We start from the raw sequence: 23514 nt of genomic DNA, 5'->3' as shown, positions 1-23514 counted from the left end.
CCATGCATTTGCTCAGGACCCAGCCCGGCGGCTTTGTAGCGGACGACAATATTGCCGACCTCGGCCAGACCCCCGCCGAGCTGGTGATCCTGTGCAGCGGTGATTCAAGCCTGGCCCTGCTCGCCGAAGCGGCGCAGCAGTTGCCTGACGATTATCCAAGCCTGCGTCTGGCCAACCCGATGCAGGTGCAAAACCACGGCTCGGTCGACCTGTATGTCGATGAGGTCCTGCAACACGCCAAGGTTATTTTGTTGTCGCTGCACGGTGGCATCGGCTACTGGCGCTACGGCATTGAACGGCTGGTGCAACTGGCTGAACGCGGTGTGACCCTGATTCTGGTGCCCGGGGATGACCGCCCCGACCCGGAACTGGGCGCTCTGAGCACGGTACCCGCCGAACAGGCGGAGCGGCTCTGGCACTTTTTGCGCCAGGGCGGGCGGCATAACGCCCTGCAGCTTTATCGTTGCCTGGCCAGCCAATGGCTGGGCCGCGACTATGCCTGGGACGAACCGCACACCTTGCCCCGTACTGCCATTTATCATCCGGCCCATTCCAGCCCTGCACTGCAGGACTGGCAAGGCGACTGGCAGCCGGGCCAACCGGTGGCGGCGCTCTTGTTCTATCGCTCGCATTTGCAGGCGGCCAATACGGCATTTGTCGATGTGTTCTGCCAGCGACTGCAGGCGGCAGGGCTAAATCCGCTGCCGATTGCGGTCGCCAGCCTGAAGGAGCAAGGCTGCCTGGCGGTGGTACAGGACTTGCTCGATGAAGTCGGCGCAGGGGTCATTCTCAATACCACCGGGTTTGCCCAGTCCAGCCCGGAAGCTCCGCATTTGCGCCCGTTTCGCCGCAATATCCCGGTGATCCAGGCCATTTGTGCCCAGGACAACCAGCCCGGCTGGCAAGCCAGCGAGCAGGGTCTGGGCCCGCGGGACCTGGCCATGCACATTGCCTTGCCGGAACTGGACGGGCGGATCATCAGCCGGCCGATCAGCTTCAAGGACCTGGCGTGGCGCAGTGAGCGCAGTCAGTCGGATGTGGTGTGCTACAGAGCGCATCCCGAACGGATGGATTTTGTCGCAGAACTGGCACGGCGCTGGGTGGAGCTGGCACGTGTGCCGAACCCGCAAAAGCGTATCGCCCTGATCCTGGCCAACTACCCGACCCGCGATGGCCGTATCGGCAATGGCGTAGGGCTGGATACCCCGGCTGCGGCGCTGAATATTTTGCGCGCCTTGCAGGGCGAAGGCTACCCGGTGGCTGCTGAGCTCCCGGATACCGGCACCGCGTTGATTCAAGCTCTGTTGGGCGGTGTCAGCAACGACCTCGACAGCCTCGACCTGCGCCCGTGCCATCAAAGCCTTGGGCTGGATGAATACCAGGCGATGTTTAATCGTCTTCCAGAAGCCAATCGCCAGGCGGTGATTGAGCGTTGGGGCGAGCCACAGCACGACCCGATGTTTCGCAGAGGTCGCCTGATGATTGCCGGGCTGCGTTTTGGCCTGACCTTTGTCGGCATTCAACCGGCGCGGGGATATCAGGTCGATGCCAGTGCGGTCTACCATGACCCGGACCTGGTACCGCCCCATGCTTATCTGGCGTTTTATTTCTGGCTGCGCAACACTTACGGCGCCCATGCGGTGGTGCATGTGGGCAAGCATGGCAATCTGGAATGGTTGCCGGGCAAGGGCGTCGGGCTGTCTGAACACTGCTGGCCGGATGCTATTTTGGGCCCCATGCCCAACGTCTATCCGTTTATCGTCAATGATCCGGGTGAGGGCGCACAGGCCAAGCGCCGGACCCAGGCGGTCATTATTGACCACTTGATGCCGCCGCTGACCCGGGCCGAAACCTATGGCCCTCTGCGTGACCTGGAGCTGCTGGCCGACGAGTATTACGAAGCGCAACTGCTTGATCCGCGCCGGGCGCGGGAGTTGCAACGGGATATTCTCAAGCTGGTGCGCGATACCCATATCGACCGCGAGCTGCAACTGGACGCACACCTCGACAGCGACAGCGATGCCGCAATCTGGCTACCACGGCTGGATACCTACCTGTGCGACCTCAAGGAATCGCAAATCCGCGACGGCCTGCATATTTTTGGTGAATCGCCTGCCGGGCGTCTGCGCATCGACACCTTGCTGGCATTGCTGCGCATCCCCCGCGGTGATGGACGCGGGGCGCAATCAAGCGTGCTGCGGGCGTTGGCCAAAGCCTTCGGGCTGAGTTTTGATCCGCTGGACTGTGCGCTGGCCGAGCCCTGGACGGCACGTCGCCCCGCGCCTTTGCAAGCAGTCAGCGAGGCGCTGTGGCGCACCGCAGGCGATACCCGCGAACGTCTGGAACTGTATGCTGCGCAGCTGATCGAGCAGGCGTTGGCGGGCACGCTGCAATTGCCCGACACCGAGCAATGGAGCGAAGTGCGAGGGATTTTTGAGGCGTTGCTTGGGGTTGTTGCACCGCGTCTGGATGCCTGCGGCCCGGCCGAGATGCAGGGTCTGCTTGATGCTCTGGCGGGGCGTTTTGTCCCTGCCGGCCCCAGTGGTGCACCGAGCCGCGGGCGCCTGGACGTACTGCCTACCGGTCGTAATTTCTTTTCCGTGGATGTACGCAACTTGCCCACCACCACGGCCTGGCGTATCGGTTTTCAGTCGGCCAACCTGATTCTTGAGCGTCATTTGCAGGACCACGGCGATCACCTGCGTCAGCTCGGCCTGTCGGTATGGGGCACTGCGACCATGCGCACCGGCGGTGATGATATCGCCCAGGCCATGGCGCTGATGGGCGTGCGCCCGGTGTGGGCCACGGGTAGCCAGCGGGTGGATGACTTTGAAATCCTCCCGGTGAGCCTGCTGGACCGGCCGCGGGTGGACGTGACCTTGCGTGTATCCGGGTTCTTCCGTGATGCCTTTGCCAATCTTATTCGCCTGTTCGATGCCGCTGTTCAGGCGGTGGCGGCGCTGGACGAACCTGATGACCTGAATCCGCTCGCGGCAAAAGTGCGCAGCGAGCGTGAACAGCTGGAGCGCGAAGGGCTGGCCCCGGAACTGGCGGCCCGTCAGGCGGGTTGGCGGGTGTTTGGTGCCAAACCCGGGGCTTACGGTGCCGGGGTACAGAACGCAATCGATGGGCGTTTGTGGCAAAGCCGCGACGACCTGGCCGAGGTGTATCTGAACTGGGGCGGTTATGCCTATGGCGGCGCCGATGAAGGCACGGCGGCCCGCGGTCAGTTTGCCCAGCGATTGGGGCAGATGCAGGCGGTGGTACAAAATCAGGACAATCGTGAACATGACCTGCTCGATTCCAATGACTACTACCAGTTTCAGGGTGGCATGCTGGCGGCGGTAGAGAGCTTGCGTGGGGAGGCCGCAGCCAGCTACCACGGCGACCACAGCCAGCCGGATCTGCCGAAGATCCGTACGCTCAAGGAAGAGTTGAACCGGGTTATCCGTTCCCGTGCGGCCAACCCGAAATGGATAGAAGGGGTCAAACGCCATGGTTACAAAGGCGCATTTGAAATGGCCGCTACCCTGGACAACCTGTTTGCCTTTGATGCAACCACGCACCTGATCGATGATCATCAATATGCATTGCTGGCGGATGCCTATTTGCTGGACCCGGATACCCGTGAGTTTGTGCGTGAGCACAACCCGCATGCCCTGCGCGACATGACCGAACGCATGCTCGAAGCGCAGCAGCGCGGGCTGTGGAGTGAACCGGGGGAGTATCAAGCGGCGCTGGAGAATCTGTTGCTGGATATAGAGGAAGAGTAACCAGGCAACCCTCACCCTAACCCTCTCCCGGAGGGAGAGGGGACTGATCGGGGGATGTTCAGGATTTATACCTCACCAAAAATCGGCCCCCTCTCCCTTTGGGAGAGGGCTGGGGTGAGGGGCTATTAAGGCCGATCACTATTCTAAAATCTGGAGCCCGAAAACATGACTGACACCCCACATTTCCCGTTATCGGCGGTGGTCGGCGCGGACTCATTGAAACTGGCGCTGTGCCTGACCGCCATTGACCCGAAAATTGGCGGCGTACTCATCGAAGGCCCGCGCGGCATGGCCAAGTCGACGCTGGCACGCGGTCTGGCCGACCTGCTTGCCAGCGGCCAGTTTGTCACCTTGCCGTTGGGCGCAACCGAAGAGCGTCTGGTTGGTACCCTCGATCTGGATGCCGCACTGGGCCAGGGCAAGGCGCAGTTCTCCCCGGGGGTGCTGGCCAAGGCCGACGGCGGCGTGCTTTACGTCGATGAAGTCAACCTGCTTGCCGACCATCTGGTGGACGTGCTACTGGACGTGGCAGCGAGCGGCACCAATGTGGTCGAGCGTGATGGTATCTCCCATCGGCATGCTGCGCGTTTCGTGCTGATTGGTACCATGAATCCGGAAGAAGGCGAGTTGCGCCCGCAGTTGCTCGACCGCTTCGGCCTGAATGTGATGCTCAGCGGCCAGCCGCAACCGGAAGAACGCAGCGAAATCATCCGCCGGCGCCTGGCCTTTGACGCTGATCCGCAGAAGTTTTGCGCGCAATGGTATGAGGCGCAAACGACCTTGCGCGAGCGCTGCCAGCAGGCCCGTGAACGGCTGGGCAGCATCGCTCTGGATGATCAGTCTCTGGCTGTTGTAACTGAGCGCTGTTTTGCCGCCGCGGTGGATGGCATGCGTGCCGACCTGGTTTGGCTGCGCGCAGCGCGGGCCCATGCCGCCTGGCGCGGGGCCGCGGCCATCAGCCTGGACGATATTGATGCCGTGGCCGAGTTTGCCTTGCGTCATCGCCGCCGAGAACCTAAAGGCCAGGCGTCAACACCACCGCCGCAGTCACCCCCTCAGGCTAGCAATGCTTCGCCTCAATCGGGGCAGGGCCAGTGGGGCGAACTGCCTGCACAGGTGCAACCCATGGGCGCGCGCCGTGAAGTGCCGAGCTGGCCAAAAAAGCCCTAGGCATCCGCCCCCGTTCTGCAGTGGGGGCGGATGCCAGGCCCCGGTCAGGTCAGCTCTCTGCGGGCAGGCAAGGCGCAAGCCGCAGCGCCGGCAGCGGGATGATCGACTGGGTGCAAACCCTGCTCGGCGGTCGTCCCCGGCTGCACGCTGATCTGGCCTGGAAAACCCGGCAAAGTGCAGCGCCGGAACTCTGGCTGGTGGTGGTGGATGCGTCTGCTTCAACCCGTCGCCATCAGGCGCTGAGTGACGCCAAGGGGCTGCTGGTCCAACTGTTTGAAGATGCGTATCGTCAGCGTGTGCGGGTGGCGGTGATGACGGTCAGCGCAAAGGCGCCGCAGTGGCAGGTCATCGGCTCCAAGGCGTCTGCTGCCTTGAATGACTGGTTGCAGGGCTTGGGTGCTGGAGGCGGGACGCCTTTACTGGAGGCCTTGCAGGAAGTCGCTGACTGGCTTGAAAGGCGCCGCAAACAGTGTCCCGAGGAACAACAGCGCTTTTTACTGTTGACCGATGGCCGACTGAAAGAGTGGTCAACGCTGCCGGCCATTGACTGCCCGGGACTGTTGATCGATATCGAGCGTGGCCCGATTCGTTTGGGCCGCTCGCGTCAAATGGCCGCCGAGTTGAATGCAGAGTATGTGCACATTGATGGCTGATTATTTGTGGGAGCTGGTCAACCAGCTCCCAAATCAGTCAGCCGCTTCTCAAGCAGGCATGACCCAAGGCTGCAGGGTGTAGCCTTCGCTGCTGATCTCGGCGCGGGCTTGTGCCAGCAGGCTTTCCAGCTGAGCGGCGTCAGCGCAGGCGCTGCGCGGGATCTGTTTGCGGCCGATACGGGTATTGGTGCGATCGATAACAGTCAGGCTCAACTCGCCATGACCATCCTGTGCAGCCCAGGCAACGCATTGAAAAGGTTCAAAAGCGTGGCCGGCAATCAAAAGAGCTTCGTTGAAACGGAGCGGGGCGTTCATAGGGTGTTCTCTCAAGTATGCCCATCAAGTGATTAACCGTCGGCTGGGCTTACCGTTCGGTTGGTTACTTGTACTGATGACTTTAGAGGGGCATCAGGTCACACACTTTCGTCATATTTTTAAAAGTTTTTTTATATGACTGATCCAGATCAATTTTCAGTGAGTGTATCTATCGCCCCTGCTCTTGGAACGAGGCTGTACAGTTTGATTGGCTATTAGGGTTATAAACAAACGATCCAGAAAGCGCCCAATGGCTTGCTAAGGTTACGCGTAAGTTAAACAAGGGACTGTTTTTAATGCTGTTTTATGTTTTTCTGGCGCCAAGGAACAGTCATGCTTGCAATGTCCTCTCCCCGACGTCTGCTGGTGGTCGATCCCTGTGCGGATTGTCATGAATTGCTCCCCGGTCTGCGAACCATAGGCTGGGCGGTCGACAGCTGCACTCTGGCAACCGTTGTTGACCGCTCTTGCGATGTTGGCCTGTTCAGGCTGCAACCTTTTCATCTGGAACGTCCCGAAGCGGTAAAAGACATGATCAGTCGCAGTGGTACCGAGTGGATTGCGGCGCTCACCCCTGACGTACTGAAAATGAACAATGTGGGGGATTTTGTCTGCGAATGGTTTTTTGACTTTCACACCTTGCCCTTTGACGTCTCCCGGGTCCAAGTCACACTCGGCCGGGCCTTTGGCATGGCGTGCCTGCGAGGGCAAACTTCAACCCCGTCCGATGTACAGGAAGATGAACTGCTGGGTGACAGCCGATTGATGCGGGACCTGCGCATGACGGTGAGCAAATTTGCACCCACCCAGTCGCCCATCCTGATTCGCGGCGAGAGCGGTACGGGCAAGGAGCTGGTCGCCCGCACACTGCACCGTCAATCCCAGCGCAACGGCAAGCCCTTTATTGCAATCAATTGCGGCTCCATTCCCGACCACTTGATCCAGTCTGAGCTGTTCGGCCACGAAAAGGGCTCCTTCACCGGCGCCCATCAGCGCAGGGTTGGACGCATTGAGGCCGCGAATGGCGGTACGCTTTTTCTGGATGAAATTGGCGATCTGCCGTTGGAATTGCAAGCCAGCCTGTTGCGTTTTTTGCAGGAAAAACACATCGAGAGAGTCGGCGGCAACCAGCCGATCCCCATCGATGTTCGTATTCTGGCAGCGACCCATGTTGATCTCGAGGCGGCAGTCGCCAACGGTCAATTTCGTGAAGACCTGTATTACCGCCTCAACGTGTTGCAATTAACCACCGCCCCCTTGCGAGAGCGACATGGTGACCTGGCCATGCTGGCCAGTCACTTTGCCCGTTTCTACAGTCTGGAAACAGGCCGTCGCCCGCGTACGTTCAGTGACGAGGCGTTGATTGCCATGGGCAATCATGGCTGGCCGGGAAATGTCCGCGAGCTGGCCAACCGCGTGCGTCGTGGGCTGGTATTGGCCGAAGGGCGGCAGATCGAAGCGCATGATCTGGGCCTGGAGTTGCGCCCGTTGTTGGTCGGCACGATGAACACCCTTGAACAATACAAGGACCGCGCCGAACGCCAGGCACTGTGCGAGGTGCTGGACCGGCACAGCGACAATTTGAGCATGGCCGCCAAGGTGCTTGGGGTTTCGCGGCCGACGTTTTATCGGTTACTGCACAAGCATCACATTCGTTAAAAACAGCAAAAGGCCCCCAGCGCTCAAGCGCGGAGGGCCTTTTGCTGTTTAGAAGTAGTAAGGGAATTTCAGGCTGAAGGTGAAGTCTGGCGCATCGTCGGTCAAGCCTATGGACAGGTTGGGCACGATGGTCAGGTTATCGGTCGCTGCTACGGTCATGCCGATATTGAAGTAACCGGCGTTGGCATCACTGGTGGTAACTGTTTGCCAGTCACCGCCATCCTGCTTGAGTTTGCTCTTTTTCTGAATCAGGTCGGACACGGAAAACGACATACTCATTTTTTCGTTGAGGGCAAAAGCAACCCCTGCGCCAATCTGGAAGCTGTCACCCAGTTTGACCTTGCCGGGCTGCTTCAGGTTTTGCGTGGAACTGATGTCGTCAAATGACTCTTCAAGGTTATGGGTATACGAGAGAGAGCCGAACAGCACAGCTGGGTCGAAGGTTTTGACCAGGGAAATGGCAGGGCTGATCGACCACACACCATTGCCGGTGGGCAGGTCTTCAGGGACAAACAAGTTGGTGTTTTCAGAGGCTTTGACCAGTTTGATGCCAAACGGGTCCTTGCCGGTGGGGGCCTTGACCCGCACGCTGAAGACTGCATCCGGGGTATTGACCGACTCGTCGAGGAACTTGTACGCGACTCCGAAGTTGACGTCGCCAATGGTCGGGTCGCGGGTAACCGTTTGCTCTGAAGTGGCTTGCGCATCACCGCCGTTGGCCCCGCCGGACTGGTAAGTACTCTCGCGGTAAATCACCGGAACGTTAACGTCAAACTGCCAGCGGTTATCCAGGTTATAGCGTCCGGTGAGGTCAAGGGTCCAGTTGTCGGCCTTGATCCGGTCGAGGTTGAGGTTGCCCAGGAAAATTGAATCCAGGGCCAGAAAACCATTGAGAATCAGCTGGCGTGTGTCATAACGCGAATAGGTAATACCCGTTTCGAGGCTGAACTTGCCGCCGCCGAAAAAACCGCTGGCTTCATCGTAGAGGTTGACCACACTCTGGGCGGGGGCGGAGTCATCCTTGAGCGCGGCGCCATAAGAGCTGCCTTGTGCAGCGGTACTGGTGCCACTGGCAGCCGTAACGTTCTGGTTGCCCTTCATGTCGGCCGGTGATTTGGCCAGGCGCCTGGGTTGTGGCGTCGCGGGCTGATCCTCAACTTCACGCACCCGTTGCTCAAGCACTGCCAGGGCTTTTTGCTGTTGATCGTAACGTTGGCGAAGCTCCATAAGTTCTTGTTTTAGTAGCGCTAGATCGGCATCAGCCGCTGCATATAACAGGGGTGACGGGAATATAGTGCTCATACATACAACTGCGCGAAAGGTTATCGATCGATGCATGAAATAAGCCGTCCAGATAAGCCAAGTTGTAGAGCCTGAGCCTAGTTCAATAACCCATATTGCGAAGGCCTTTTAATTGATTGAGGTTGCAATCGAGCGCGCCGAGGCTGGGCAGGTTGTTACCCAGTACCACGTTAAGTTGTGCCATGTTATTGACCCTATTACCGCCGCCCAGCAAAGTAGTGCTTTGCAATACGCCACCCTGGGCGATTTGCTGCAGTGAGTTGCCTTGATTGTTGTTGGCCTGGATGGCCAGCTGAACGCCCCCAGCCGTGGCCGAGACGGTCACATTGCCCGCACCAGCAGCCTGGGTGATGGACGTATGGGTCGTGAGTAAAACCCCTTGCTGGTTGACCACGGGGGCCTGGTCGGCCTCGCTGACATTGATGTCGACGTTGTTATAGGCGCTGTTGTTGTCACCCGCAGCCCGAACGCTCTGGGTGACGCCCTGGGCTGTGGTCAGGCCCGCACCACCGGTAACCGAACCAGTGCCGTTTGAGCCAGGGGCACCGTTACCGGCAGAACTGTAAGTGGACACGTAAAACTTGGGTTCAATGGTGTTTTGCACATACATGGAAGTACTGGCGCCGACTACGCCACCATTGCTGCTGGTCCAGGTACTGTTCATCACGATGCCGAAACTGATGATCCGCCCGGGCATCACATAGCGGCCGCGCAACTCGGCCATTTCAGTGTCTTTCAATTCAACCGGTTTAAAGGACGCCGCCTGGGCGTGCAGGCTGGTCGCAAGGCATGCGGCAATCAGCCAAATGGAAGTATTCATGTACGGCTCCTGGAGCGTCGGGCCCCGTAGTCATGATTGACGCACCTTAAAAAAAGTCGCTTTGGATAAAACCGAAGTCCATGAGTTCTGCGTCTTTGACCGGGTTAAACCCGTTGAGCTGGTTTTTTGCGGTCAGCGGGGCAGGCGGGGTCAATAACGCATTGGTCTTGTCGTAACCGGGGCCGATGATGGCAAACACAATGCCATTCCAGCCTTTGAGGAAATCTGCGTGGGAGTAGCGCTTGTGCCCCAGTACAGGGTCGCCGATATACACCCAGTCCTTCTGCGCGCGTTGCAGCACGACAAAGTGCTTGTAGCCACGGATATCCAGTAGCACCACAACGGGTATGTTCACGCTTTCAAGGCTCTGCGCCGGAATTCGGTAACCCCTGGCGCGCATGCCGATGCTCTCAACGTAGCGCTTCATGTCGAGCATTGAGAAGCCCTGGGTGCGAACCAGATCCTGATCAGCGTTTTGCAGCATCCCCTTGATGATCTGGTCTTCGTTGACGTCCAGCCAATAGGCCTGACGCAGTACGGTGGCGAGCGCCGCAGCGCCGCAACTGAAATCGGTTTTTTGTTCAACAATATCCGCAAAGCGCCTTTCACGAATGCTCTGCACCTGCTTGAACACCAGGTTGCCGCCAGGCAGGGCAGCGATTGGCATCTGTGCGGCATGGGCCATTGCGCTCAGGCCGAGGAAGAGGGTGAGGGCGACAATACGCATGATTGATACGCCTGAATAAGGAAAAAGGGTCTCATAAACGAGACCCTTCTTTAGCGTCGCGACTACATGCAGACCTTGCAGCCGGCAGCGATGGACAGCGAGTTGCTTTGTTGGTTGCCGGTACCTGCCGCAATATTGGCACCGCCATTACCCGAGTAGCCATTGAACGAATGGTCCATGGTGGCGTTGTTGACGACAGGGGTTTTGTTGTTCCAGCCCGACCCTTGATTCCAGGTATTCACATTGCTCAGGTAAGACGCACCGGCTTCGTTGATCACCGACAGGTTGTTCGAGGTTTGCGAGGCGGTTGCCCCGGCGCTGGCGATACGACCATTGGATACGGCGATGGCCAGGTTGTTTTTCTGTTGGTTGAACTCGCCCGAAGCAACGTTTATGCCGACGTTACCCGAACTGCCATTGGCCGAGCTTTTGATCGAGGCGTTGTTTTGTGCGCCATAGTTGTGCGAGTTGTTGTGGCTGTTGGTCTGGGTGGCGCTGGTCAGGGACGCAGCGGTACCAAACACAAAGCTCTCGTCTGAAGTGGCGATCGCTACGGCGTTGTCTTGCTGGTTGCCGGAGCCGGAAGCGGCGTTCGCGCCCATGTTGCCTTCAGACCCTTTGATCGAGTCCTTGATGGTTGCATTGTTTTCGACCGCCTTGTTGGTCACTTTGTTGTTATGACTGTTTTGCACGTCAATCACGACTGCAGCAGCGGCGGCATTAGGGTCAAGGGTGTATGCAGGCGGTGTCGATGGAGGCGGCGGATTGTTGTTGCCGTTGCCGTTACCGTTGGCTTGAGCAGATACGGCCACCAGTGTTGCCAGAGCGAAAGCCAGTGGCTTCAGAGCGATTGACGGTTTCATGGTGTTTCTCCGTGCATCATTAGTTGGGTTAAGTGTTGGCACTTTCCAATTGCACTGCGTTGTTGCCGGGTCAGTCAGCAACCCGGATATTCAGGGTGTTAGCCATGCGGTTCCCCACCCCTGCACTCTGGTTCAACTGCACCACCCCTCGGCTGCCGGTGAAGGCCTGATCGCTGGTAACGATCTGGCGACTGCCGCTGGCGGGGGATGCGGTACCCGAGTCTGGAAGCAGCGCCACGTTCTGCTGGGACAAGGCGCTGTCGTCGATACCTTGCGGCTGGGCACTGATGCTGACCCGCACGGCATTGACCATCTGGTTATTGGCTCCGGCTGACTGGTTGATACCGATCACACCGCTGCCATTACTGAAGGAATTGCCACCGATAGTTGCCCGGGCATTGAGCGAGGTGTCGGCGGGGGTATTGAGTTTCTGGGTCACTGCAGTCGTAGCGCGTGCCTCGGTGCCGATGGCAATTGCACGGATATTGACTTGCTGTTGCTGATCGCCAGAGGCCTGGTTAAGCGAGACATTGCCATGGTAGTTGGCCCCCGAATCCTTGATCGTGGCGTTGTTATCGGAAGCCGCCACAGCGAAGGAGGTGACCAGCAGCGCGGCAATCAGTGCAGGCAGGCGGCAGGCAATCATGTTATTTCCCCTGGCCCAGGGCAGAGAGCGGGCGCATCCCTTGGCTAATGCTGTTGCCAATCGTGCCGGAAATGCTGTTTGCGCTGCCGCCAGCATGACCATTGCTTATGCCTGGCAGGCCGTTGCTGGTGGTGAGGCCGGGCAGTGTGTTACCACTGGGCAAAATGGACCGGGTGATCGCAGTTCCGCTGCTGACGCTGGCAAAATCACCATCGCTCAGTTCACGGGTTGCCCCCATGACTTGAGCCAAGGGGCTGGCATTGACGGTTAGCGGGTCAGGATCGGGATGCATGGGCGGATTGCCCACCGCATGGGGTTGCACGGTACGGGTAAGCACTATCTCGCCATTACCGGCGCCCTGAACAACGGCGCACCAGCCCAGCAAGGCGCTCAGGCTGCAAGCCATCAGCAGGTGACCATTACCACAACATGCGTGCCCCATGACTGTGCTCCCTTATCGACGCTGGCCCTGGCAAGCGTGATAGGAAGAGAGCATGAGCTGTGCCATTTCCAATTTAATGTTTGAAAACAACAGCACACAGCACGATGACTGTTCCGGGCGGGATCAGGTGTAACGAACATGAGATGTCAGTGTGCAGCCCCGGCCCTTGTACAATAAGGGCCGGGTTGCAAATTACGTGGGGCAGGGGGGTGTCTCGTTAACCTTACAATTGCGCAAAGTCGTGCCTCAAACCAATGTTTTAGAGGCTTCACGAAATTTTCATGTAACAGCAACGGACATTGGCAAGAAGCTGAAAGCATTAAGTAACTCGCTTGCCAGTTGTTTGTTGTAAACAACCTAACTTATGAACTAATACTGCCTGAGCAAGTTTCCCGACTACCCATTAATTGTTCGACTGCGGCGCAGGCATGCTGTTGCCGGGCCTGCCAGTCGCCGGTTATCACTTGTACGGTTTGTTGATGATCGGTGAGCCAGTCAAGACTGGCCGCAAAAAACGCCTGGCGTTCCGCCAGTGAGGGTTGGCAGCGTTGACCGTCAGCGGTCCACTCCACATCGTCGGGGGACAGCAGCAAATGCAGGTCGTAGTGGCGCTTGAGCAGTTCAGTTTCAAGCCACTGTGGGCAGTCACCAAACAGGGTCTGGCTCCAGAGGATATTGCTGAGTAAATGGGTATCCAGAATCAGCAGCGCGGGTTGTTGGGCGCGCGCTTCGTCTTCCCAGCGAAGCTGCCCGAGAGCGATGTCCGGAATATCGGCCAGGCAGGTCTCGCGAGGGTTTTGCTCGATAAAGTAGCGCACATACTCGCCCACCATCGTGCCGCCAAAGCGCTGCTGCAATAACGCAGCGAGCCAGCTCTTGCCACTCGACTCCGGCCCCGCTAGAACGACCACCTTCATGTGCGCAGCGCCGGGTCGCGGCGCCAGTCACGCCAGCCTTGAATGGCTATCAGGGTAAACAACGCGTACAGGCCGGCGGTGAAGTACAGGTCCTGCCAGGCAAAAAAGCCGATATAAAGCACATCGATGACACACCACAATGCCCAACACTGCAGGCGTTTTTGCGCCATCCATAATTGGGCAACCAGACTGAAGGCTGTCAGCGTGGCATCTGACCAGGGGAAAGTGGAATCGGTCCAATGGGCCATTGAGGCGCCGAGAGCGACGCTGCCGATGGCGCCTGCAATCACGCCGCCGAGCACTTGCAATGGGCTTAGCCGGCTGACGACACGGCCTTCATGCTGTGCCCCTGCGCGTGTCCACTGCCACCAGCCATAGACTTGCAACAGGGCAAAAAATACCTGCAAGAGCATGCCTGAATACAGTTTGATCTCGAAGAAGATCCAGCTGTAGAGCAGCACCATCACCAGACCGATGGGCCAGCACCAGGGGTTCTGTTTGACTGTCAACCAGACAGCAATGACGCCGAGTGCGGCGGCAAACAGTTCAAGCCCTGACATTGGGATTCCTTGGGGAGAGAGAAGGGCGGGGATTGTACCTGCAGGCGCACTGTTTGTGCTCTGGCGTTTTGCCGTAGTTGTGGGAGCGGGGTTGCCCGCTCCCACAGGATCAAGGCCGATGCAGCAACACATAGTCGTTCTTGTCGAAACGACCGCTCAGCGTCGGGGCAATATTACCCAGGTCACTGCCTTGCAAGGCCTCATAGTCCTTGCGATCCATGATGATCCAGGCCGGAGCCGGCAATGCTGCCAGTTCAGCGGATGACTGGGTGAACAGCGGTAGCAGATCACGATCCACGTTAACCATGAACTTGATCGCCTTGGCGTCCTTGCCCATGCCATGCAGTACTACTGGGGCCGGAGCCTGGTCGATCAGTTGCATGGCCTTGAGGGTAAAGGTACGCGTATCGTAAAGGCTGCGCTCTGCAGGTTCGAAGACCATGATATAGCTGCTCCACATCGCCAGCACCGCACAGGTTGCCAGCCCCGCAACACGCCATTGGGCTTTGAACAGTACGCCAATGGCCAGAACCTGAAGCACGGCCAGGGCCACGAATATGACGGTCAAGGGTGGCAACTCTTCACCAAAACGCTTGCGTACAATCACCAGACCGATAATCAGTAAACCCGGCAGCAGCAGGAACAACCCCTGAATCAAGCCGCGCAGGCCAGCAAATACCCGCCCGTGCATGACCTGGAACGGGTAGGCCGCAATAATCGCGGCCATCGGTAACATGGGCAGCAGGTAACGGGCCTTTTTGGCCTGGGGAATCGACAGGCCGATCATCACGATCAGGGCTGCACCAACGCAGTACTTGACCAGTTGCAAGGCTGGCCCCGACGGCTTGCGCCCGGTAATCAGTATCGCCAGCAGCACCAAAACGGCCAGCGGATAAGCCAGCGCGTAATTGCCCATGGAACTGGTGAAGTAATACAGCACGCCGCTGGCGCCTTCGGTTCCATCCATGCGTCCTGTCACTTGCATGCGGATGACTTCATGTACAAAAGCCTCACCGCCACTGATCCAGGCCAGCATCAATAACGTGCCAATACACAGGATCAGCAAGACCAGCGCTTGCAGGCCAAAGCTGATCAGGCGCCGCCACTGGCCATTAAGCAGGTAATAGCTGCACAGGATACCGCTGGGAATGACCAGGCCGATCGGCCCGCGCACGGCAAAACCCAGTACCAGCAGGGCCAACAGCCAGAAATGACGGCGTGGTGCCGCAAAGTGATCGTGGGCGTAAGCCAGGTAGAAGGCACTGAAACTGAGCGCTGCCAGCATCTGGTCAAGCGATACCGCACGTGTTTCGGTGATAAAAGTCATGCTCAGCAACAGCAGTGCCACGCTGACCAGCGCCCAGGTGCGCGATTGCGCCGCTACCAGGCGATACATCAAGGTCACAATGCTTGCACTGGCAATGGCCGTAGGTAGCCAAGCTGTCAGGCTGGTGACTTTGCCAAAGGGCAGGGACAGCAGCCAGGTAAGCAGGGTCGAGGTTGCGCTGTAGTCCGCGTAAGGCTGGCCGTAGGTGGTCGGGAAAAAACCGGGGCCGTGACGCAGCATTTCATTGGCGAACATGACAAAGCGCGAATCAAAGCCAATCGCGGCCTCTTGATGGTTGCCCAGGATAAACAGCAGCAAGGCGAGCGCGCCCAGAATCAGCGATTGCCTGCGCAAGGTGAGCAGGGCGGGGGAGGTGAAATCGGCACGCATGTCGAGTTTCCTTGTCTCATCGGGACGCACAAAAAAAACGCCGCCATTGTTGCCAATGGCGGCGCTGCTGAATCATCAAAGGGTTGTTGACCCGACCGGCAAGTTGCACGACTCGCCACGCCCCATCGGGAAGTACTGCAAGCCGGCCTTGGCCAGGCGCTCACCGTCATACAGGTTGCGCCCGTCAAAAATCACCGGCGCGCTCAGGCGTTGCTTGATCAGGTCGAAGTCCGGCGCCTTGAATTGCTGCCACTCGGTGCAGACGATCAATGCGTCGGCGCCATTAAGGGTAGATTCCGGTGTGCCCATCAGGCTCAGGCGCGCTTCATCGCCGTAAAGGCGCTGGGTTTCCTGCATGGCTTCGGGGTCGAAAGCGCGCACATTGGCACCCGCAGCCCACAGGGCCTCCATCAATACGCGGCTGGGTGCGTCGCGCATGTCATCGGTATTGGGTTTGAATGCCAGGCCCCACAACGCAAAGGTCTTGCCTTGAAGGTTGCCCTTGAAAAACGCGTTGATGCGTTCGAACAGCTTGTGCTTCTGCCGCTCGTTGATCGCTTCGACCGCTTGCAGCAGATCGCTGGAGCAATTGACCTGCTGGGCACTGTGGATCAGCGCGCGCATGTCTTTGGGGAAGCACGAACCGCCATAGCCGCAGCCAGGGTAGATGAAGTGATAGCCAATGCGCTGGTCGGCGCCAATGCCCAGGCGCACGGCTTCGATGTCGGCCCCAAGGTGCTCGGCCAGTTCGGCGATCTGGTTGATAAAGCTGATCTTGGTCGCCAGCATGCAGTTGGCGGCGTACTTGGTCAGCTCGGCGCTGCGCAGGTCCATGAAAATGATCCGGTCATGGTTGCGGTTGAACGGCGCGTACAGGTCGCGCATGACTTCACGCACTTCTTCACGGGCACAGCCAATGATGATGCGGTCCGGGCGGCGGCAATCAGTGACGGCCGAGCCTTCCTTGAGGAATTCCGGGTTGGACACCACGTCAAATTGCAGCGAGCGTCCGGCCTGCTCCAGGGCCTTGTTGATATGGGCGGTCAGCGCGTCGCCAGTGCCTACGGGCACGGTGGATTTCTCGACCAGGATCAGCGGCTCCTTGCGGTGGCGGGCAACGGCGTCACCCACGGAGAACACCTGGCCAAGATCAGCCGAGCCGTCCTCGCTCGGAGGCGTGCCCACGGCGATAAACAGTACCTCGCCGTGCTCGACAGCGGTTTTTTCATCGCTGGTAAAACGCAGGCGCTTGCTCTCGAGGTTTTCACGCACCAAGGCTGAAAGCCCGGGCTCGAAAATGCTGACGTGACCTTGTTGCAGCGACTCGACCTTTTTCTGGTCAATGTCCATGCAGATGACGTCATGGCCGACTTCCGCCAGAACCGTCGCCTGCACCAGGCCTACATAACCACTACCAAATACACTGATTTTCATGCGCTGTTTCCGGAAGTACGTCGAGAATTGATCACAAGCACCCCAAGAATGACCAGCGTCACACCGAGGGTTTTTGAAAGGGTGAAGCTTTCATGGAAAATCGGCAGGCTGGCAGCCAGCAGGTAGACCAATGCATAGCTGACACTTAGCAGCGAATAGGCGCGGCCCAAGGGCAAATCGCGCAGGGCCAGCAGCCAGCAGAGCATCGACAGTGCATACGCGACAATGGCGGCAACTACCATGGCCAACGCCGGGAGCGAGACACTGCCCTGGCTGAACGCTTCAAGCCATTGGGCGGGCTGCGGCAACCGCGTCATGCTCCAGCGCATGCCCAGTTGGGCGCCGCTGACCAGTAGTACACTGCCTGAGGCAAAGGCAAATCCACGGTACAGGCTCATGCGTGTTGCCCCAGTAAAACCACCCCGGCTATTACCAGCCCAACGCCCAGCCAATGGCGCAGGTCGATGGTTTCTTTAAACAGATAACGGGCCACCAGGGTGATCAGTACAAAATTTAGGCTGAGCATCGGGTAAGCAACCCCGACCTCGAGCCGTTGCAGTACCAGCAACCACACCAGCAAACCCAGGCCGAGGCATAGCAGTGCCAGCCATAACCAGGGGGAGCGCAGTTTTTGCGCCACCCCGGTGTCAACCCCGCGCCAACCTTCGACCGCGTATTTCTGGGCGATCTGGCCAGCACAGGTCAACAGACAGGCCAACAGCAATAGCGTCAGGGTCATGGAGCAATCTGCGGGTAAATCAGAATCACCATATTGCCTTCGTCATAGCGCTTGGCGTCTTTGGGCAACTCGTCCATTTCATGGCTCTCATCGCTGTCCTTGACCCGCATTACCACACCGACCGGGCCTTTGCGGCGAGCTTCAGCCATCCACGGGCCAACTTCGGTCAGGCTAATGCTTTTACCTTTGGCATCGTCGTAGGTCAGGCCGTACTTGACCTCACCCTGGGTGTTGTAAAGTGTCACGTCAGGTCGGCGCAGACGCCAGGCCAAAGCAGACGCTGCGCCCAGGTCGTTACTCAGAAATGTCTTGGCCCGGGACAGCTCATCCATATGTTCCAGGACAAACTGGTCAGGCATTTTGTTGTGAACCACGCTGCTCGGCATGGCGGCTGGCAGTACCAGTACCAGAACACCCATGGCCAGTGCCGGCGCAGCCCACATTTTCAGAGGTTTGGTCAGTGTCAGCAGGCCGGTAATGATCCACGTCAGCAGCACCACGACCAGCAGGGCCATATGCAGCGGTTCGTTGTCATAGAAGGGCTGTTTGACCTGGAAATACACCAGGGCCAGCAATGCCGCACTGCCGCCGATCAGGTTGACCGCGCCATTGAAGCGCAGGGCGCAGGTTTTGGCCTGTTCAACCCGTTGCATCATTGCGTGGCCCAGCAGCAGTGCCAACGGCAACATGCACGGCATGATGTAGGTTGGCAGTTTGCCCTTGCTCAGGCTGAACAGCCCCAGTGGCAGCAGCAGCCATAGCAGCACGAACACAATGCTTGCATGGCGTTTGTTGCTCCAGGCGTCCTTGAAGGCCACCGGCAACAACGCTGCCCAAGGCAGGCTGGAAACCACTAGCAGCGGCAGGTAGAACCACCATGGGCGACCGTGCTGGGCATCGTCACCGGCAAAACGGCGGATATGCTCGTGCCAGAAGAAGAAGCGCCAGTAGTCAGGCTCCTGGGCGTGTACTGCCAACACCCACGGCAGCGAGACAATGGCCGCCACCAGCATGGCCACCAGGCCGTACTTGACCAGTTCCAGAAAGCGCTTTTGCCAGAGCATGTAGGGCAGAGCGATCAGTACCGGCAGCAGCAGAGCCAGAAAACCCTTGGTCATAAAGCCCATGCCGCAGGCAAAACCCAGTACCGCCCAACTGATCAGGCGATCACGATTGGAGCTGCTGTCGACGGCAAACCACAGCGCCACCAGGCTCAGGTTGACCCACAGGGTAAACTGCGGATCAAGGTTGGAATAACCGGCCTGGCCTGCAATCAGGCCAAAGGTCATGTACACCAGGGCGCAGGCAAAGCTCTTGCGCGGATCGTTCCACAGGCGACGGGCCACGGCATAGGCCAGGAACACGCTCAAACCGGTGGCGATGGCCGAGGCAATGCGCACGCCAAACAGGTTTTCGCCAAAAATGGCCTGGCCGATGGCAATCATCCAGTAGCCGGCAATCGGCTTCTCGAAGTAACGCAAATCCATAAAGTGCGGGGTGACCCAGTTACCGTCGATCAGGATTTGCTGGCCGATCTGTGCGTAGCGCGTTTCGTCCGGGATCCACAAGCCGTGGGTGCCCAATGGCAACAGGTAAAAGGCGATAAAGGCCAGAACCAGCAGCGGTATTGTCCAGCGTGAAGTCATGGCTTCTGCACTCCCAACCAGCCTTCACGGCCTTCCAGCACGCCACGGCTCAATTGCCCGGCGGGCAGGCTCTCGAGGTCGGCGGGCAGCAACTCCCGCAGGGGTTGGAAATGAATGTCACGGGCACGGGCCTGCGCCAGTAATTGACGGAAGTCATTGGCCATAAGAATCCCTTCTACTTCAGCATGGATGGTGTACGCATTCAGCTTTTGCGGGCTGAAGCGGTCAAGAATGAATGAGTTGAAATCGGCGGCACTGAGCTCGGGCCCGACCACTTCATCGAATGTGGGTAAGTCCACAGGGATTTGCGGCGCCCCCAGCCTGCCGTCGGCCAACCTTGGCCGAAACAGGCTGTGCCCGCGGCAATCACTGTTGTAGCGAAAACCAAAGGTTTCCTTGGCCCGGACCACGCGCTCGTCGGCACGCCAGCCAGCGGCCGCCGAACATTCGACGGCTTGCCCGGTGATGTCGCTCAGGGTGTCGACACCCCGGCGGATCTGCTCGATCAGCTGCGTCTCGCTCCAGCGCGCGGTATTGGCCTGCCAACCGTGGTGATCCCAGGCGTGCAGGCCGACCTCATGCCCGGCGGCAAGGGTCTGGCGCATCAGGTGCCCCAGATCCTTGCCGATCGGTTTGCCAGGCCAGGCGGTGCCAGCCAGCAAAATATCCCAGCCATAAAGGCTGGCCGCCTTGGAGCGCATCATTTTCCAGAAGAACCGGGGCTTGATCAGCCGCCATAAATGGCGGCCCATGTTGTCCGGCCCCACGCTGAAAAAAAACGTCGCTTTGATCTGAGCTTCGTCGAGCAGTTCGAGTAACCGCGGCACCCCCTCTCGGGTGCCGCGGTACGTGTCGACATCGATACGCAGTCCAGCTTGCATCAGCGTTTTTCCGCGATTTCTACCATGGCTTCACGCAGGAAGAAGTCCAGGGTCTTGCCTATGGTTTCGCTCAGCTCGGTGGTCGGGGTCCAGTCAATCAGGCGGCGGGCGTTTTCCACGCTTGGCTTGCGATGGCTGACGTCCTGGTAACCGGTACCGTAGAACGACTGGCTTTCAACATCACGGAAACCGGCAAACGGCGGGAAGTTGTCACGCAGCGGATGCGCCTCGAACTGACGCAGTAACTCTTCGCCCAGTTGACGAATACTTGCTTCGTTGTCCGGGTTGCCGATGTTGATGATCTGGCCGTCGCACTTGCCATCCTTGTTGTCGATGATGCGCGCCAGGGCTTCGATACCATCGGCCACGTCAGTGAAGCAGCGCTTTTGTTCGCCGCCGTCAACCAGACGGATCGGGGTACCTTCCACCAGGTGCAGGATCAGTTGGGTGATGGCGCGTGAGCTGCCAACCCGTGCCGAGTCCAGGCGGTCAAGGCGTGGGCCCATCCAGTTGAACGGACGGAACAGGGTGAATTTCAGGCCCTTGGTACCGTAAGCCCAGATAACACGATCCAACAGTTGCTTGGAGACCGAGTAGATCCAGCGCTGTTTGTTGATCGGGCCAACAATCAGGTTGGAGGTGTCTTCGTCGAAGTTCTTGTCCTGGCACATGCCATACACTTCGGACGTGGACGGGAAAATCACGCGCTTGTTGTACTTGACGCAGTAGCGCACCAGCTTGAGGTTCTCTTCGAAGTCCAGTTCGAACACGCGCAACGGGTTGCGGGTGTATTCGATTGGCGTCGCGATGGCCACCAGCGGCAGGACCACGTCGCACTTCTTGATGTGATATTCGATCCATTCAGTGTGGATGCTGATATCGCCTTCCACAAAGTGGAAGTTGGGGTGGCTGCGCAGGCGATCGATAGCATCGGAGCCGATATCGAGGCCGTAGACTTCGTAGCGGTCGTCCTGCAGCAGGCGCTCGGACAAATGGTTGCCGATAAAGCCGTTAACCCCAAGGATAAGCACGCGGGTGCGGCGTGCCGGGCGACCGGACTCACTGCCTCGCAGGCGCGAACCTTCTACCAGGCCCAGCTCGCGGGCCAGTTGCGGGCCGCTCAGGTACAGGCCGTTATCGTTGCGCTGGCCTGCGGTGATGACCAGCGAGTCTGTGCCGCAGGCAATCCGCAGCGGCTCGCAGCTGATGACCTGGCCAGGTGCATGGCCCTGGTTGCCGGCAACCACTTCGGCGCCCCACACAATCAGCTTGTGCTCACCCACGGCGCAGAAGGCGCCCGGGTAAGGTTGGGTCACGGCACGTACCAGGTTGAACAGTTCTTCAGCCGGGCGGTTCCATTGCAGCAAGCCGTCAGCCGGGGTGCGGCGACCAAAATAAGTGGCTTTGGATTCGTCTTGTGGGGTTTCGGTGAGCTTGCCTTGTGGCAGCAGTGGCAAGGCTTCGGCCAGCAGTTGGGCGGCGGTTTCGCGAAGCTTGGCGTGCAGGGTCAGGGCCGTGTCCGAACGCTCGATGCTGATACGGTGCTGGGCCAGGATATCGCCTGCGTCGGCGCGTTTGACCATGCGGTGCAGGGTTACGCCGGTTTCGGTTTCGCCGTTTACCAGTACCCAGTTGGCCGGTGCGCGTCCACGGTAGCGTGGCAGCAGGGAACCATGCAGGTTGAAGGCGCCCTTGCTGACGCTTGCCAGCAACTCTTCGCCCAGCAGGTGGCGATAATAGAACGAGAAGATGTAGTCGGCGTTCAGTTTGCGAATGCGCTCGATCCACAATGGGTGGTTGGCGTCTTCAGGAGCGTGAACCGGAATGCCTTTGCGTGCACACAGCTGGGCAACCGAACCGTAGAAGTTGTTTTCTTTGGGGTCGTCAGCATGGGTGAATACAGCAGCAATTTCGTAGCCTGCATTGAGCAAGGCTTCGATGCCTGTGCAGCCAATATCGTGATAGGCGAAAACAACGGCTTTCAAACTCATGATTGAACCTGTGTCGAAGTAGAGGAAGTCGGGGTGCTGGTTGTAACGGAAGGCGTTGCAGAGTCGGCGCGTACGATTTTTTCAATGAAGAATCGTGGCCGTGCCCTTACATCGCTGTACATGCGGCCCAGGTATTCACCCAGAAGGCCCATGCCGATAAATTGGCCGCCGGTAAACACGAAGAGCACCGCAAACAATACGAAAGTACCGTCGCCGGCCCAGCTTGCACCGAAGATCAGGCGCAACATGATCAGGGCAATGGCGAAGACCGCGCCCAGTGCTGCCATGCTGAAACCGATGATGCTCAGCAGGCGCAGGGGCGTGGTCGTCATGCAGGTGATCAGGTCGAACATCAGGTTGATCAGGCGCATGGCGCTGTACTTGGAGTCACCGTGCTCGCGCTCTGCGTGCTCGACCAGTACCTCGGTGGTGTGGCGGGCAAAGCTGTTGGCCAGGATCGGGATAAAGGTGCTGCGTTCGCGGCAGGCGAGCATGGCGTCGACGATGCTGCGACGGTAGGCGCGCAGCATGCAACCGTAGTCGCTCATGGCAACCCCGGTGGAGCGTTGTACGGCCAGGTTGATCAGCCGTGAAGGCCAGCGGCGCCAGGCGGAGTCCTGACGGTTGTTGCGTACCGTTCCGACCACGTCGTACCCAAGAGCAGCCTGTGCCACCAGGCGCGGAATTTCTTCCGGCGGGTTTTGCAGGTCGGCATCCAGCGTGATCACCACATCGCCCTTGGAGTGCTCAAAGCCGGCCATGATTGCAGCATGCTGGCCGTAGTTGCGATTGAGAATAACCGCAACGACGGGGCTGCCTTCACGTGCGGCAGCGTCTTCGAGAATTTGCGCCGATTTGTCCCGGCTGCCGTCGTCGACCAGTACGATTTCATAGGCCTGGCTCAGTTGTGCGCAGGCGGCTTCTGTACGACGCAAGAGCTCGGGCAGACTTTCTTCTTCGTTGTAGACCGGAATGACGATCGACACACACTGGATTGGGTAGGGTTTCAAAGTATTCGTTCCAGTCAGTTTCAATGGCACAAGACGACATGTCTTTGTCGACCAAACTCAGGGCGCGTTAAAGATCCGGGCCCTTTACGAGTAAAGCCTGTTTCTAACAAAGGTAAAGTCGTTCTAAAGCGTTATCTACATGATTTTGTTGCAAAGTCTTGGGGCATTGCTTTCGTTGCTGTTGCATACGTTAAACGCGTCCTTGTGAAAAACCTATAAAAGTTGGGTCAACAGTGCATCCTATCTAAA

General features: G+C 58.7%; 21 protein-coding genes. 4 read left to right on the top strand and 17 right to left on the bottom strand.

Annotated features, from left to right (window positions below; genetic code table 11):
- Positions 1–2 precede the first annotated feature (2 nt).
- The 3 genes from cobN (at position 3) to FHL07_RS01710 (ending at position 5596) form a co-directional block, all read left to right on the top strand.
- Entirely contained in the window at positions 3–3773 is a 3771-nt protein-coding gene (gene cobN, locus FHL07_RS01720) for a cobaltochelatase subunit CobN (RefSeq protein ID WP_138738001.1), read from the top strand.
- Between the two features lie 165 nt (positions 3774–3938).
- Positions 3939–4943, top strand: a complete 1005-nt coding sequence (locus tag FHL07_RS01715) for an ATP-binding protein (protein WP_138738000.1) — start codon at positions 3939–3941, stop codon at positions 4941–4943.
- A 98-nt stretch (positions 4944–5041) separates the two neighbouring features.
- Positions 5042–5596, top strand: coding sequence for a vWA domain-containing protein (locus tag FHL07_RS01710; RefSeq protein WP_138737999.1), 555 nt, complete (start codon positions 5042–5044; stop codon positions 5594–5596).
- 48 nt (positions 5597–5644) lie between these two features.
- Here FHL07_RS01710 and FHL07_RS01705 read toward each other — a convergent pair whose 3' ends face one another.
- Positions 5645–5911 carry a hypothetical protein gene (locus FHL07_RS01705; protein WP_095000290.1) on the bottom strand — a complete coding sequence of 89 codons (267 nt, stop codon included), beginning with the start codon at positions 5909–5911 and terminating at the stop codon, positions 5645–5647.
- Between the two features lie 333 nt (positions 5912–6244).
- On the opposite strand from FHL07_RS01705, the gene FHL07_RS01700 reads away from it, so the two are divergent.
- On the top strand, positions 6245–7570 hold the full coding sequence (locus FHL07_RS01700; protein ID WP_095000289.1) for a sigma-54 dependent transcriptional regulator: 1326 nt from the start codon (positions 6245–6247) through the stop codon (positions 7568–7570).
- A gap of 48 nt (positions 7571–7618) precedes the next feature.
- On the opposite strand, the gene FHL07_RS01695 is transcribed toward FHL07_RS01700, so the two are convergent.
- From FHL07_RS01695 to arnC, 16 genes are all read right to left on the bottom strand, one after another.
- Positions 7619–8908, bottom strand: a complete 1290-nt coding sequence (locus FHL07_RS01695; RefSeq protein WP_095019208.1) for a transporter — start codon at positions 8906–8908, stop codon at positions 7619–7621.
- A 46-nt stretch (positions 8909–8954) separates the two neighbouring features.
- Positions 8955–9692, bottom strand: coding sequence for a hypothetical protein (locus FHL07_RS01690; RefSeq protein ID WP_138737998.1), 738 nt, complete (start codon positions 9690–9692; stop codon positions 8955–8957).
- 46 nt (positions 9693–9738) lie between these two features.
- On the bottom strand, positions 9739–10419 hold the full coding sequence (locus tag FHL07_RS01685; protein WP_095019206.1) for a C39 family peptidase: 681 nt from the start codon (positions 10417–10419) through the stop codon (positions 9739–9741).
- Positions 10420–10481: 62 nt separating this feature from the next.
- Positions 10482–11282, bottom strand: a complete 801-nt coding sequence (locus tag FHL07_RS01680; protein WP_095000285.1) for a hypothetical protein — start codon at positions 11280–11282, stop codon at positions 10482–10484.
- Between the two features lie 70 nt (positions 11283–11352).
- Positions 11353–11928: an adhesin gene (locus tag FHL07_RS01675; protein ID WP_170943695.1), complete on the bottom strand. Its 576-nt coding sequence runs from the start codon at positions 11926–11928 to the stop codon at positions 11353–11355.
- 1 nt (position 11929) lies between these two features.
- Positions 11930–12370, bottom strand: a complete 441-nt coding sequence (locus tag FHL07_RS01670) for a hypothetical protein (RefSeq protein ID WP_095019205.1) — start codon at positions 12368–12370, stop codon at positions 11930–11932.
- Between the two features lie 362 nt (positions 12371–12732).
- Positions 12733–13287, bottom strand: coding sequence for an AAA family ATPase (locus tag FHL07_RS01665; protein ID WP_095019204.1), 555 nt, complete (start codon positions 13285–13287; stop codon positions 12733–12735).
- Positions 13284–13847, bottom strand: coding sequence for a nicotinamide riboside transporter PnuC (gene pnuC, locus FHL07_RS01660; RefSeq protein ID WP_095019203.1), 564 nt, complete (start codon positions 13845–13847; stop codon positions 13284–13286). Before pnuC ends, FHL07_RS01665 begins: the two co-directional genes overlap by 4 nt.
- A gap of 109 nt (positions 13848–13956) precedes the next feature.
- Complete coding sequence (locus FHL07_RS01655; protein WP_095019202.1) at positions 13957–15564, bottom strand: ArnT family glycosyltransferase; 1608 nt, start codon at positions 15562–15564, stop codon at positions 13957–13959.
- A 75-nt stretch (positions 15565–15639) separates the two neighbouring features.
- Positions 15640–16998 carry a UDP-glucose dehydrogenase family protein gene (locus FHL07_RS01650; RefSeq protein ID WP_095019201.1) on the bottom strand — a complete coding sequence of 453 codons (1359 nt, stop codon included), beginning with the start codon at positions 16996–16998 and terminating at the stop codon, positions 15640–15642.
- Positions 16995–17396, bottom strand: a complete 402-nt coding sequence (gene arnF / locus FHL07_RS01645; protein ID WP_095000279.1) for a 4-amino-4-deoxy-L-arabinose-phosphoundecaprenol flippase subunit ArnF — start codon at positions 17394–17396, stop codon at positions 16995–16997. Before arnF ends, FHL07_RS01650 begins: the two co-directional genes overlap by 4 nt.
- Positions 17393–17737, bottom strand: a complete 345-nt coding sequence (arnE, locus tag FHL07_RS01640; RefSeq protein ID WP_095000278.1) for a 4-amino-4-deoxy-L-arabinose-phosphoundecaprenol flippase subunit ArnE — start codon at positions 17735–17737, stop codon at positions 17393–17395. Before arnE ends, arnF begins: the two co-directional genes overlap by 4 nt.
- Positions 17734–19383, bottom strand: a complete 1650-nt coding sequence (gene arnT / locus FHL07_RS01635; RefSeq protein WP_095019953.1) for a lipid IV(A) 4-amino-4-deoxy-L-arabinosyltransferase — start codon at positions 19381–19383, stop codon at positions 17734–17736. The genes arnE and arnT overlap by 4 nt, the downstream gene beginning before the upstream one ends.
- Positions 19380–20264, bottom strand: coding sequence for a 4-deoxy-4-formamido-L-arabinose-phosphoundecaprenol deformylase (gene arnD, locus FHL07_RS01630; RefSeq protein WP_130871500.1), 885 nt, complete (start codon positions 20262–20264; stop codon positions 19380–19382). Before arnD ends, arnT begins: the two co-directional genes overlap by 4 nt.
- On the bottom strand, positions 20264–22255 hold the full coding sequence (arnA, locus tag FHL07_RS01625) for a bifunctional UDP-4-amino-4-deoxy-L-arabinose formyltransferase/UDP-glucuronic acid oxidase ArnA (protein WP_095000275.1): 1992 nt from the start codon (positions 22253–22255) through the stop codon (positions 20264–20266). Before arnA ends, arnD begins: the two co-directional genes overlap by 1 nt.
- Positions 22252–23265: an undecaprenyl-phosphate 4-deoxy-4-formamido-L-arabinose transferase gene (gene arnC / locus FHL07_RS01620; RefSeq protein ID WP_095000274.1), complete on the bottom strand. Its 1014-nt coding sequence runs from the start codon at positions 23263–23265 to the stop codon at positions 22252–22254. Before arnC ends, arnA begins: the two co-directional genes overlap by 4 nt.
- Between the last annotated feature and the right edge of the window lie 249 nt (positions 23266–23514).

The sequence above is a fragment of the Pseudomonas sp. FSL W7-0098 genome, from assembly GCF_005930585.1.
GTDB classification, from domain to species: domain Bacteria; phylum Pseudomonadota; class Gammaproteobacteria; order Pseudomonadales; family Pseudomonadaceae; genus Aquipseudomonas; species Aquipseudomonas bubulae.
Note: the sequence above shows the minus strand (reverse complement) of the source record. Positions and strands in the feature narration are given on the sequence as shown.